Source organism: Methylosinus sp. PW1 (assembly GCF_000745215.1).
Lineage (GTDB): Bacteria > Pseudomonadota > Alphaproteobacteria > Rhizobiales > Beijerinckiaceae > Methylosinus.
Window position 1 is genome coordinate 308,107 of sequence record NZ_JQNK01000008.1, and the last position, 14,453, is coordinate 322,559.

Consider the following 14,453-nt stretch of genomic DNA (forward strand, 5'->3'; position numbering starts at 1 on the left):
GGCCACCGACGATATCCGGCGTCGGTGGCCTCTTTCATCTCCGATAGATCGACGGCGCGGTCTCTTCCTTGATCCGATCCTCCAGCTTCGGATCGAGATCGACGCCAAGCTCCATGCGATCGTGCTTTTTCCTGAACCGCTTGGCCTCCTGCATGATCGACTTCGGCGTGATCCGCGCCTCCGGCACTTCGGCGTTATAGGCGTCCACTTTCTTCTGTGCCGCCGCAATCGCATCCTGGTCGCCACTCAGTCTGGCTCGTCCAGCCGCCCGAAGCGCCGCCGACTTCTCTCCATGGATGCGAGTTTGCGTGTTCGTCTGGAACGTGTTGCGTGCGTATTGGTCGGATATCTCGGCCGGCGTGAAGCCAATCGCCTGCTTGATAACATCCTGTATCGGAACATTTTCGACGACTGGATTTCCGTTTTTGTCCTGGACGCCTTCGACCGCATAGCGCCCGGCTTTGGCGATGTTACGCACCGCCGCCGGAGCCATCTTCTCGACGCCGCGAACGATATTGCCCTTCACGATCTCCGATCCGCCCTGATAGACCTGATGCAGGAGGCTGAGCGGAGCGCCGCCGAGCTGTTCGAGCCAGCTTGCCCATTGCTGATCGGCGTTCAACTCGCGATTATTCGCCCTGAACCAGAGATCGGCGAGACCGAGGCGGTCGGACAGCGCCGTCCCGGTGATGTAGCCGGGCGCGCCATCCATAATCATTCCGCCGACCGCGCGCCCGACCATCGTGTCGCCGGTGTGCTCCAGCACCCACTTCCGCAGCTCCTCGTCCGGATCGTCGCCGCCGAGGAATGCGCCGGCCATCATCATCACGAGGCTGTAGAAATAGGCCCCGCGAACGCCGGCCGCGCCAGCCGTGAGAAGCATGGTCGAGGCAATGCGCCCGATCGCTGCCTTGCGCGTCTCGGCGTCGGCCCCGCGTAGCGTCTGGTGCATGTCGCGGAATAGCCGGAACAGGATGTTCGCCTGGAACGCCTTCAGGGCGAAGGCGGCTCTGCCGATATCGCTCCGCATGATGCGCGGCTTGCTCGACGACTGGTTGTCGAAGTGCGTCATCCACGTCAGGTCGGCGGCCTTAGCGATTGACTTTTCCTGTGAGAGGCCAGCCGCCTTGGCGATACGATAGGCCGCCATGAATGTGACTTCACGGTTCAGGCGTTCCGTGTGGTGCATCGGGGCAGAGGCCGCCTTCATGATGTTGTGCCGGATCGGATTGTAGTCGATGCCGCTCTCGGCGACGTTGGCGAGATCATGCGCCTGCGTCTTGTCGATCACGCCGAGATCGTAGCCAGCTCTGATCGCCTTCCTCTCGTCGTCGGTGAGCGTTGAGGCATTTTCGATGAAGCCGCGCCCGACAAGCACATCACGAAGCGCGCGGGCATTCTCGGAAGCGGCCCTTCGAAGCCCTGCATTCGTTTCCTCGTCATAGGCGAGGTTCGGAATTCCCTTCGTCCACGCCTGATCCAGATTGACGATCGCCGAGGAGAGATTGAACGCCATTGTCCACATGAAGGCGAAAGACGAGAGCCTGTAGGCCCACGGCTCTCCCTGTGGGTTCATGGCGAAGTCGTGAGCGCGAACCATCTCGTTATAGACAGCGCCGGCCCGGATCGGGTCGTCCGCCTCTTTGACCTCGCGGCCGGCGCTATCGATGTGTTCCTGGAGCTCCATTCCGTAGCGCAGGCGCGCGAGCTGATGGCCGGAGTGGAACATATTGTTGGCGAAGGCGCGGAGCGCATCCGTGTCGAAGCCGAGACGGTTCTTGCGGTGAATACGGTTCTTGCGGATGGAAAGGTCGGGCAGTGTTTCGAGATATTTCTGCCAAATCTTGTCGCGAAGATCGTCTGGCGCGCCGGCCCCTTCCAGGAGCGCATCGACCTCAGCGACGAACTTCGGATCGAGCGCGCGCTCAACCTCGCTCTTCACGGTCGCCAAACCCTGCTCCACCCTGTAGCCGGGCGTCTTCTCCATTTCTTCGGCGAATTTGCGCTGCTCGCCGCGCGACTCGAAGCGCGAGAACGAGATCACCTTCCCTTCGCCATCGCGCACGGTGACGAAGTAGTTACCGAAACGGGCCAGAGGGAAGTAAGGGCCGGTCAGCCGGTTCGCCTCGAACATTTCCCGCATCTTCTTGATGCGAGCGGCGCGGTTCCGGCGCGCGACCGTCCGCGCCTTGGCGAGCGCCAGATCGGCCGCATCCTTGGCCGCGTCGCGCTCCCTGCCGACCAACCCCTCGTCGGTGATGCGCTGCATTTCGTCGCTGTGGATCTGCTCGGCTCGGCGCACGGTGCGATCGAGCGCCTTCTGGACGTTGGCGATGACCTCCGCCTCGGACTCGTCGGCGCGCTTCTCGTAGGCGTCGCGAACGTCGTTGTAGAGCTGCTTGGAAACGTCAGACATGGCGTCATAGCGCGTCTTCAGCTCGCCCCAGGCCGCCTTGCGCGCGGCGTCTTCATTCTGCTTCTTGAGCGCAGCCTCGTATCGCTCGGAGCCTGGGCGGAAGCGCCGCATATCGTCTCGGTCGGCCGGCGTCATCCCCTCCTGGCCCGACCATTCCTTGCTTGGGTCGGCCTGCGCGATCGTGCTCTCGTGCATCAAGTCCATGAGCGCGGTGTTCTCTTCCTTATTATTCCGCGCGTAGGAGAACCATTTTTGCAACAGCCCATCCGCCTCTTCGGCGAGCGTGTTGCGGAACTGGTCCATCGCCTGCTTCGTCGAGATGTAGTGCTTCGCTGAAGGAAGACCCTTCGCCAATTCGAGGAAGAGTGGACGTGTCGGGACTAGCGCCAAGGCGCTGAATTTCCCGACCTGATCGGTCGATCCTTTCGCGCCCACCATGACGCTCGTCAGGAAGTCGCTGGCGGCGTCGGCGGCTTTCTTGAAGAGGCCATGGGCGTCGGCGGCGATATCCTTCGGCGAGGCGATCGAATAGCGCGAGCCGCCCGGCCCCGGAATGGTCGGCTCCGGCGAGTCCGTGACCGATCGCAGAGCGGAAACCGCGAGCGCGCGGAGCTGCGCCGGAGTGACCGAGCCGAACTGCCGCCCGAAGGCGCGCACGGCCCATGCCTTCGCGAGACCGATGAGGCGATCGACCACATCCTTGATGCCTGCCGGCGCACGCTCGTAGTTCTCGACCGCATAGGCCGCCGCTTCTTCGGCGAGACGGCCGCCAGAGGCGCGCGCCTGCTCGATCGCGTCGGCCCAAAAGCCCTCGCCGTCGCCACGCGCCATCGCGTTATCGACCGCTGTCTGGACGCGCTCCATGAGCGATTTCCAGCCCCGCGCGCCGGTGAGCGCTTCGGCCCCGGCGTGGAAGGCTTCGTGCAGGAGGACCGCGCGCGCCGTCTCTGGCGTCAGATTTCCGGCTGCGAGATGGATCGTTCCGTCCGCCGTCGTCATACCCTGAGCGTTGGCTGGCGCGCTGCCTGGAAGCTGTTCGGCCGTGTCGTGCAGGACGATCCGGCCAGAGGAGAGGAGCTTCTGAATGAGCGGTCCATCCTTGCCGCGAACAAGATGGTCGCGAAGATCGGCGGCGGTCATATTGCCCGGCTCGGCTCCAATCGACGCCTTCGGCTCGGCCGGCTTCTTATGCTTCAGCTTGCCGATAACCTCGTTCCACTTCGCCTTTGTCTCGTCCAGTTCGGCGCGTTTCGTCCACTCGCCGACTTGGCCTTTCATGTTCTCGACCATGCGAGCCCGCGACTCGATTTGTCTTTCAGTCTTATAAATTTCCGTCTCATTCGGCAGCATGTTGATGATGCGCTGAGCGACGCCTTGTGCATCGGCAGAGTTCAGGTTGAAGACGCTCGACTCGTATTCGCCCTTGGCGCTCGCCACCAGGACATATGATTTCGGCGCGCTCACGCGGGCGAGCGTGAGGCCAAAGCCGCCGTAGGAGCCGATCTTGACTGCATTACCGCCAGCATCGTCGAGCGCCTTGGCTTCGTCGAGAATGCGCTCTCCTGCCTCGCGCCGCTTGTCGAAAACCTCGCCACGGATTTTGACCTCGAACTTTTCGGGGCGCTCCGTCGTGCGATCGGCGATCATGTCGGCAAGAAACTTGGAGTCGTGCTTATTCGAACTCTCATTGTATTTGATGGCGTCGCGGACACGATACTGGTCCTGCCTATGCGCGTATTCCTCATTCGTGAGCTTGCGAACCTTCTGGCGCAATTCCATTTCGTCGAAGACGAGCGGATTGCCGGAAGCGGCGGCTTTCATTTCGGCCGAGTTCATCGCCTCGCCGGCCACGTCCTCGACGCTGCGCTCTCCCGTTCCCTTGCGAATTTGTTCGATGAAATTCGCCTTGCTCTCGATCGTCTGCCACATGCGCGAGTCGAGCGTCTGCTTCGTCGCATAACGATTGATCTCGACTTCAAAATTGTCAGGATCGCGCGCGAACAGCTCATTGCCCTGGCGGATGATGCGCCCCTCGCGCTGCTCCAGGTCGGACGGCCGCCACGGCGCGTCGAGATGGTGAAGCGCGACAAGACGGTTCTGGACGTTGGTTCCAGCGCCCATTTTCGCCGTCGATCCAAAGAAGACACGGATGCGGCCAGAGCGAACCTTGGCGAAAAGGTCGCTCTTTTGCTGGTCGGTGTTGGCGTCGTGAATGAAGGCGATCTCGTCGGCAGGAATGCCGCGCGCGATCAGCTTGTCCTTCAGGTCGTCATAGACAGAGAACTTGCTGTCGAGCGCCAGCATTTCGTCTGGGCTCATATTGTCCAACTTCTCCTGCGCCGCCTCGTCGCCCGCCTCGGCTTGATCCATCAGCTCGCGAATGGCGCGCGCCTCCTTCGCCTGCGCGTTCTTCGGCGTCGAAAGGTCGATAAAGACGAGTTGCGTCCCCTTATCAGCGTGCCACTTGTCGTAGATTTGCTTGATGCTCTTGGCCGCCTCGTTCACCTTGCTACCGGCGTAATCCGGGTAGCTCGGATCGATAAGACGCATATCGAGCGCCGCCTTGCGCGCGTCCGACATGACCTTCAGCATATTGTCCGCGCCCTTCTCAGGACGCTTCGGAAGATGGTCGGCGCGCCAGATGAGAGAGCCGTTCGGGTATTCGTCGGACTCCTCATTGGTTCCAGGCTTGACGATCGGCTGGCCGATGTATCCCGCCTGATCCTGGCTACGATCGACCACGATATTCTGCGGCTTGCCGCCCTTCACGCGCGGGACCGGGAGACGCTTGCCCTGCTCGGCGAGCTGAGCGCGAATATCATTCAGGCCGATCACGTCCGCGAAAGACGTGTAGCTCTGCATGAGTTCCGGCAGATTGGTGAACTTCGCAAAACGGCTGTTGAGCTTGTATTTGCCAGCCGGCGATATCTCGAATGACGAGACGATCTCGCCATACATGCGCGCCCAGGCGTCGAAATGGCTCAAGCCTTGCTGTTCGAGCGTCTTCCCGTCGAGATATCGCTGCATGGTGAACATTTCGGCCATGGTGTTGCTGATCGGCGTTCCGGTAGCGAACGTCACGTTGCGCCCGCCGGTCGCCTGCAACACCTGATCGACCTTGAGATAAAGATCGGACGCCTTCTGGCTTCCCTGCTGATTGCCGAGGCCGGCGACGCGCTGCATGGAAGTCGAATATTCGAGGTTCTTGAACTCGTGCGCCTCGTCCACGAACAATCCATCGACGCCAAGCTCGCCCCAATAGAGCGCATCGTCCTTACGGCCTGTGTCGAGAAGCTTTTTCATCTTCTCGGTCTTTTTCTGGATTTGCTCCTGTATCTGCTTGACGTTGCGGCCTTCCTTGCCTTCGGCGGAACGAACCTCTTCCTGCGTTTTGACGAGATCGGCGACTTGCTTTTCGATGAAGGCGATTTGAGCCTCTGGCTCGACCTCGACGCGGCCGAAGGACGAATGCGCGACGATCACCGCGTCCCAATCGCCGGTCGCGATGCGCGCGAACAGACGCTTACGGTTTTCCTTCTCGAAATCCTTCTTCGTCGCCGCGAGGATATTGGCGCTCGGATAGAGACGGATGAAATCTGCCGCCCATTGCTCGACAAGATGGTTCGGGACGATGAGCATGGGCTTCTTCATGAGCCCCATGCGACGGCCTTCCATCACCGCCCCGACGATGGTGAACGTCTTTCCAGCGCCGACGACGTGATCCAGGAGCGTCGTGCCAGATTGGAGGATGCGCCAAATCGCGTTTTTCTGGTGCGGGCGAAGCGATATAATGTCGTCGCCGATCTTCCCAGGGAATGTCAGGTGCGATCCATCGAACGTGCGCTGGACGTTCGTATTGAACATATCGTTGTAGATGCGCGAGAGGCGGTCGCGACGATCGTCATCGTCGAAAATCCAGCGCTCCCATTCGTCCTTGACGGCCTGAACTTTGGCGTTCGCCGCTTCGGTTTCCGCCTCGTTGACGACATATTTGTCGTCTTCGGTTTTGTCGCGAATGACCATGGATTTTTGCGAAGCGGCGGCTTCCACGATGTCGGCGACGCGAGCACGGCTAGTCCCCCATTTGACGCTCGCATCATCGCTGGCGACGCCTGATATCGTCCAGCGCCCGCTCGCCGGATTGTAGAACGCATCGGCGTTGCGCGCTCCGGTCATGTGCTGGACGAAGGCGCGCATGTCCTCGCGCGGCAACCAATGCGCGCCCGGCTTCACGGATATGTCAGCCGCCGCGATATCCTTCGGTTGCACCTGTTCGAGCGCGGCAACATTGCGCTCGAAGTCGCCATCGCTTCGCGCCTTGTCTCGCGCCTCGGCGAGCTTCTGCTTGACGTTGCCGGATAGATATTCCTCGCGCGTCACTAGCCCGCGAACGGGATCATTGAAAACAAGATCGCCAAGCTCTTTGAGAACTTGATCTTGCGGCTTGTCGTAGAGCTTCGACATATAGTCGAGATCGACACGGCCGCGCTCGGACAGCGACGAAACGAGAGCATCTTTCGCGCTCTTCGCCGTGACGGGCGGCGAGTAGGGGGCCTGCGTGCGGCGCGAGAAGACGGCCGCCTTGCTGGCGCTCGGCCCGCGCGGCTTTTCGCCCGTCGTCTTGGCGATGGCCGCCGAGACACCCTTGTCGTAGCCTTCTTCGAGCGCGGAAATCTGCGGCCACGAAGGATCATCGCGAAACAGGCGCTTGTTGGCGTCCGAATTGATGTAGCCGTGCTCGCCTTTAAACACGTCATAGACGGAGTTCAATCGGTCGCGAGCCGCTTCGATGCGGCGATCGTCCGCGGTCGGATCGAGTTGCAGGCGGCGAAGATCGGCGAAGTGATCGCGAACCGACAGCATTCCGAGAACGCGCGCCTCGGCCCTCTCGTTCGGGAATTCGACCGCCTTGCCGCGTGGCTCACCGAGCTGGTCTTCTTCGCGGACGAACGCTTTGCCGTCCTGAACAAACATCGATCCGACGCGAACGTGCGAGAGGTTGGCCTTGATCGGAATGGCTTCGAGCGCCGGCTGCACGTCTGAGCCAGTCATGATATTGCGCGGCAGGCGCTCGATGGCCTCGGCGAGAAGCTTCGCCGTATCCTGTCCTTCTCGCGGGATGAGTGCCGGATCGACCTCGCCACGAGCGCGCGCAGCATACATCGTCCCGAAATCGCCGAACTCGCCGAGCATATTCTCGGGATGCGCGGCGAAATATTCGTTGATCGGAACGCTGACGCCGTTTTTGTCCTTGTGGACGAGCGTTCGTCCCCACGGATGACCGGATGGGGCCTCGCCGTCCGCGCGCTTACGCAGGATCACAATATCCGTCGTGACTTCCGTTCCCGCGTTCTTCGCGAAAGCGTCGTTCGGCAGGCGAATAGCGGCGACGAGATCGGCGCGGTCGCGAAGATATTGACGCGCCTCATCCGAGCGAGCATCCATCATTCGATTGGTCACAACCATCGCCATGACGCCGCCTGGACGCAGGCCATCGAGCGACTTCGCGAAGAAGTAGTTGTGGATCGAGAATGACGACAAATCCTTGCGGTTTGGATCGTAGAGCTTTTCCGAGCCGAACGGAGGATTGCCGATCACCGCGTCGAAATAGCCGTCCGGTATCGTGAAATTCTGGAAGCCCATGGGCGCGACGATCTTCGCGGCCGGATAAAGCTGCTTGGCGATGCCGCCTGTGATCGTATCGAGTTCGACGCCGTGGAGCGCGGAAGCCGAGCGCATGTCCGCTGGCATGAGGCCAAAGAAATTGCCGACGCCAACGGATGGCTCCAGCACGCGCCCGCGATCGAAGCCCAGGCGGCGCAGAGCGCTCCACATGCCCTTGACGATCTCGGGGCTCGTGTAGTGCGCGTTGCGCGTCGAGGCCGCCGCCGCCTTCAGCTCTTCGGGCGAGAGGAGATCGCGAAGCTCCGCAACCTCCTTCTCCCACCCCTTCGAGGTTGAGCCGTCGCTGCGCTCGAACGCCTGCGGCAGGCCGCCCCACCCGACCCATTTTGCGAGCGTCGCCTGCTCGGCGCGCGTCGCCGGCCGATCATCGGCCTTCAACTGGCGAAGCAGCCGGATTGCATCGATGTTCTGGCGGAACTTCGTCTTCTGGCCGCCTTCGCCGATCCGATCCTCGTCGGTGATAGCGAAATCGCTCGGGCGATCCTGAGCCGTCGAGCCAGAGGAGGGCTCTACTCCTCCTCGTCCCTCAGCATCCGGCTCTTCTCCCGCGCGATCTGATTGAACTGCCTCGCGGCCTCGCTCGCCACCGGCGGATCGCTCTGTTTTTCCTCCGGCGGGAACAGATACCGCTCCCTCACCATCTCCCAGGCTTCGTGCTCCTTGAAGCCCTGGCTCTCCAGCTCGTTCATTTCGAGGTTCGTCTGCTCGGCCGCCTTCTTCAGCTCGCTTTCCAGCGCCCCTGTCCGCCTCAGTTCCGCGAACCTCTTCGGCTGGAACTCCTTCCAGTGGCTTCTGGCCTGATTGATCCAGTTTTGAAGGTTCATTGGCGTCGTCCTTGGCGAGAATTTTGTCGATATCAGCGGCTTCGACCTCAGCCGCGCTCGTCATGCCTTCAAGAGACGTGCTGCGTGGATCGAACTTGACGCCAAGATACCACGATTTCAGATATGGGCGAATGTTGTCGCCGAGATCGGAAACCATGGCTTTCGCGAAGTCGGAAAAAGCGCGTGCGCCGGCTTCGATATGGAAACCGGCAAGCGTGAGACCATCGATAATGTCGGCCGGGTCTATGCCGGAATTGAACTGGCCTTTGTGACGGTCTGTGAAACGCTTGCGCGCCGCCTCATAGGCTTCCTTGGTGAAGATGGTGTTGTCGGAGCCGAGCGGCTTTTCGGATGGCTTTTGTGGCTCCGGCGCTTTTTCTGGAGCGCTTTCGACCTTCTGCGCCGGCTGAGGCGCCGATGGTTTGAAATTTATCTCTGACGGTCCAGAAACACTTCCGAACAAATAATCATTCAGCATGTCTCTATCGGACATGGAAAGATTGTCTGGGTTCATCGACTTCAGGATTGTATTGCCAATCCACGCATCGCCGCGCGCCTGTGCCTCCTTGCGAGCCTCGTCAACCAGCCACTGATTTTGCCTGTCGAGAGTCGCTGTGCGCTTGCGTGGCGTCGAGACATCCGCCTTCGGTGCGGCGGAAAGAGCGCGCCCAGAAGTGCTGTATAGCTGCGCGCCAGACGACACTGTGTAGCGACCGGCGTCGTCGTTCAGTTGCGTGACGATCGGCGGTGTCAGGTCGATCTTCTTGCCGAGAAGCTCCTTGCCGGCCTCGACGGCTTTCTGACGATCGACATCGGCGCTCGCACCAACGCGCCGCAATGCATCGCGTTGCGCCTCTTCCTTGGTATCACCATATCCAGCTTCAACGGACCACGGCGCTAAACGGCGCGCTACGGCAATAAACTTGCCACCCTTTAGCTGCGCTTCACGCTCATTTAGTGTTGTTGCCGGATCAACTTGATATCCTTGTGGTGCGACAACACTTTCTGCTTCGACATTGGCGCTCTTCGGTGCGACCTCGAACTTGAACTTCCCGCTCTGCTTGATTTCGTGCGTGCCGCCGAGGCCCTTCTTTTCGATGAAAGCCTCGGCCTTTTCGCGCGTGCCGAACCATTTGCCCTTCGCCACATCACCGGCCGGCGCGCTCTCCTGCGAAGTCGTGGCGCTCGGAAATTCCTTGACGGCTTCGAGCGCCTTCTCGACCGGCGCGTCGAGCACGATCGCTTTGACAGGCTCACCCTCGTCCTTGGCTGCGAGCCACTGGTGATGACCGTCGATCACATGACCGTCGTTCGACACGATGACGGAACGATCGCCTTCGCTGTCCTTCGCCTTTTCGACCTTCTCCGGCGAGAATTCCGCCTGCGTTGGCTTCAGCTCGTCGGCCGGAACTTCCTTCGTCTCGTGGTCGATGCCTTTGGCATTGAGGAAATTCGTCAGCGCGCCATGATGCTCGGCGGCGACTTGCGGCATTTCGGCGCGTGGAACGCCGAGAGTGCCGGAGTCCTTGTCGAACTGGACAAAGCCATTCTCGGCCTTTGGAACAGCGGAGAACTTGCGACCGTCCTGTTTGACCTCGTAGGTGTCGCCAATGCCATTATTCTCGATGAACGCTTCCGCCGCCGGGCGCGCACCCCACCAATTGCGCTTGGCGTATTCGACTGCCTTCGCGCGCTTTTCGTCGGTGACGGGAGCAGAGGCTGGCTCGACTGCCTTCGGCGCTTCCGTCTGAGCGCCAGACCGCGCCTCGATTTCCGTCTCGACCTTGCGGCGCTCGACCATGAGCGGCTTCGTCCAGCCCTTGCCAGCCTTGGCCTGCGAGGCGATGAATTTCAGGCGCTCGCGAAGCTCCGCCTCGGACATTTCGGCGAGCGAGCGCTCTTGCGCACGCGGCGCGGGGGCTGTGGGAGATTTGGCGATAGCCTCGTCGCCGACGGATTGCTCTGTGGGCCTACGGGGCTCCGGCTTCGGCTCTTCGGCCTTCGGCGCTTCCTGAGTGGCGGCGGCCGGCACTTCGGCGATCTTCGTCTGGCCAGAGGAGATTTCTTCGTGGCTGACGAGCTGTTCGCCGCCGCCCTCGTCCTTGACGAGAATGCCGTCCGCATCCTGGCCGATGACATGGCCGACATGATCGCCGCTCTCATCCGTCACTACCACGCGCTTGCCGACGACATCGGCCGCGGCCGCCGCGTCTGGCGCGCGCTCTTCGAGAATGCGCGCGAGAGGACCGCCGCCGGTCAACTGCCGCATCGCGCGCGCGCTCTCCGCGCCGGGGGCGAAATCGCGCTGCATAGCGTCGGTGGACACGGTTCCTGGCCGCTCAAGCATCTGCGGAGGCGTATTGCGGCCAGCGACAGCTCCGGGGCCGAAGTCGCGGCGCATCGCCTCCGCGCTCGTCTCGCCCGGCTGGTTCATCATGAGCGGGCCGTTCTGCTCCATGGCGGCGGCCGAGACCGAACCGGGGGGCGGCGGCGTGTAGCCCATGGCGCTCGGATCGCGCGGCGGCTCCGGCGGCGTCGTGTCCATGTTGTGCGTCGCGCCGTGGAACGCGCCGCCCATGCCGGCACCCATAGCCGCGCCAGTCACCGCGCCGCCGAGCGCCTGGTTCACCACGTCGTCCATGAGCTGCTTGTTCGGGTCAGCCTTCTGGACAGCCTCATTCTGTGCGAGCTGTTGCAGGGCGCTCTGCGGAAGCTCCTCGGCGAGACCTTCGCCCGCCGCGCTCTTCGCGAGATTAGCCGCGAGGCCCTTCGCGCCGCCGCTCTTGCCGATATTTTTGAGGAATGTATCGGTGATGATCCGATCGCCCATGCCGCCGAAAGCTCCGGTCACAATACCGCCGGTGACGAAGGCGCGCGTCCCGAGATCACGGGCCAGGGCTTGCTTTGCCGCCTCGTCCGACATGCCGGTCTGCTTCAGCGCATTGAAGGCGTCAGACTTCTGGAGCGTTTCGAGCGGGATTTTCTCGATCTCGTCGCGCACTTCGCGCGCGCTCTGAGCGCCACCGAGCGCGCCTTCCGAGACTGCGCCGCCGACACCAGCGATTGTCGCCGCACGCGCAGCGGCTTCCGCAGCCGGGACGCCCTTCGCGATAGCCTTGGCGAACGAGACTTGGGCGAGCCGCATCGCCGGGCCGGATGTGAGGACTGTTTCCGGCAGCGATTGCAGGATCGGCCCCATGTAGGCGCGCCAGTCGCCCCAGGCGTCTCCGAGCGCCCCCTTGTCGCCGTCCCACCATTTCTTTTGCGACGCAGAGCGCATCTGCGGCGACAGCTTCTCCATCAAATGATCGGAGATTTCCTTGCCGCGCTCCTCCATCGTCTTTCCGCCGATCGACTTATCGGCCCAATCGACGAAATCCGCTGCGAACTTCGGCATGAGCTTGTGCGAAAGCTCATTGAGGTCTTGGACCCCCATGTTGACGCCGAGCGCCACATTGAGCGCCGCGTCGCGCGCGTTGTCGCCAAAAGTCGCCGGAGGAGGGGCGGCTGGCGCTGGAGCTGGCTGCGGAGCGGGCTCGGGAAAATAGGTGTCTGCGAAGTGCTGCGAGCGCGAGAGAATTCCGTTCGCGTAATCCTCGGCTTCCGGCCCCCATTGGTCCTTGTCGGGACCGAACTTCGTCGCTTTCACGGCGTCGGGAACCGACATGCCGGAGTCGAGAAAGCCGCGCATCTTGCGCGCCGCAACGTCGATCGCGTGGGCCGGAATGTAGGGGTTCGAGCCCTTGTTCTCCGCAACGTCGCGGTCGGACATCTTGATGATGCCGCGCGTCTTATCTCCGGGGCCGCGCGAGCGGGAGAACTGGTCAAAGCCGGAGTCGTGCTCGGCGATGGCCATGAGCGCATCGGCCGGCACCTGATGCGCTATGGCCGCATTGGCGAAGTCGTTGACCAGATCGCCGTCGATCTGCGCCGGAGCCTGCGGCCTGACGCCGACAACGGAGCCGGCCGCAGCTTTTGCTCGCTCCACACCTGCGTTTGCCTCTTCGAGAGCGCGATCGGCGGGAGACGAGAAGAAATCGACCATCGGAAATCCTCGGGCATATCGTCGGAAGATTTCCGATTTATGCCTGAGAAAATCCGAAATTGGAAGTCGTCAAATGCCCCGCTGGCGTCTCCACATATCCACTTCGTCGGGATTGTAATAAAGCGGAGCGCCGTATTTTTGCGCGTATTGCTGCTCGACGGTGAGGCCCTGCGGCTGCTGCGCTTGCTGTGGAGCTGCTGGCGCTTGCGCGGGCGGTTGTGCGGCGGCCGGCTGGGCATCCGGCGCGGCCGGCGCGGGTGGTTGCGCGCGCGCGAACAGTGGCACCTGACGCGATGGCGCGACCTGTGGCGTCGTCTGCGCGCCGGGCATGATCGGGCGCGCGCCCGGCGTCGCGCCTTGCGTCTTCTGCCGGATGACGGCTTGATCCACGCGATCGGCTGCAGCGGCGATAGCTTCCTCGGCCGACATCGGAACAGATTTTCCGTTTGCATCCGGCTTCGACAACATGCCGTTGTCGGCCATGTTCTTGCTCATATCGAGCACGGCCTTCGTATATTCCTTCGGGTCCATGCCGATGCCATCGGCGCGCTTTTCGGCGATCTTCCCGGCAATCTCCATGCTCTTGAGGTCGGCTTGGCCTTGCTGCTTGAAGCCTTCCAGTTCGATTTGATCGGACAGCTTGTTGCGCTCACTGGCTCGCTGAGACTTCGCGGCAATCTCATTATCGTGAACCGTCTTCGCCCATTCGAACGCTGAATGCGGATTGATGATCGGCGAGACGAACTGATAAAGCTGGCCCGGATCGGTGAAATCCTTCGTCTGCGTCTGACCATCCGGCCCCGTCGTCGTCCCACGAACGCCGATCTGCTTGCCGGAGTCGTCTCGTATCGGTTCGACGCCAATCTTGTATCCATGCGGAGCCATATAGGCCGGATCGTCGAATATCGATTGAAGGTGCTTCGTCGCCCCGCCCCAATCGCCGACAGCGATGCTGTTGGAAAAGTTTCCGAACGACTTTATGCCTGCTTCGGTTCGCTTGTCGTTCGACCATTTTCCGAACGCATCAGCCTTATCGGTCTCGCCGCGAGACAAATAGTGTTGCTGTATCTTCGGAACCGCTACGGCGCGATAGGCGTCTTCGAAAGAGCCGTATTTTCCAGGATTGGCGTCCATTTCTTTTTGTGCAGCGGAGCCGGCCGCAGATTTTGCATCGCGCTCTGCCGACGCATCATTCAGTCCAGTCAAGATCGATTTGCGCTGAGCATCTTTGATCGGCTCATTCTTCGTCTTCTCCTCCTCAACGGAGTCGCGATCTTCCTGCTTCCACTTCCGATCCTGAGCATTGTTCTCGGCGTCGAGCTTCGCCTTGTCCTCCGCGCGCCTGTCCTGATTTTCCATGATCGAAAGCTGGCGCTCGCGGATTTTTTGAAGCTGATCGGCTTGATCCCACTGACGCGCCGCGTTGACGCCGCTCGTGAGGCCATTGATGAATGAGCCTATGCCGAGACCGATGTTGGCCATT

General features: G+C 61.6%; 2 protein-coding genes. Both read right to left on the minus strand.

Going from position 1 to position 14,453, the window contains the following annotated elements; genetic code table 11:
* Window positions 1–34: 34 nt before the first annotated feature.
* The gene (locus tag K369_RS24545; RefSeq protein ID WP_051949119.1) at window positions 35–12,970 is read right to left on the minus strand and encodes a PLxRFG domain-containing protein; all 12,936 of its coding nucleotides are present in this window, start codon (window positions 12,968–12,970) and stop codon (window positions 35–37) included.
* Between the two features lie 69 nt (window positions 12,971–13,039).
* On the minus strand, window positions 13,040–14,452 hold the full coding sequence (locus K369_RS07040; protein WP_036289526.1) for a hypothetical protein: 1,413 nt from the start codon (window positions 14,450–14,452) through the stop codon (window positions 13,040–13,042).
* Window position 14,453: the final 1 nt, after the last annotated feature.

Bases quoted from the DNA above. Each gene is read 5' to 3' on its own strand.
- K369_RS24545 (WP_051949119.1), bottom strand. From the start codon at position 12,970: ATGGTCGATTTCTTCTCGTCTCCCGCCGATCGCGCTCTCGAAGAGGCA.
- K369_RS07040 (WP_036289526.1), bottom strand. From the start codon at position 14,452: ATGGCCAACATCGGTCTCGGCATAGGCTCATTCATCAATGGCCTCACG.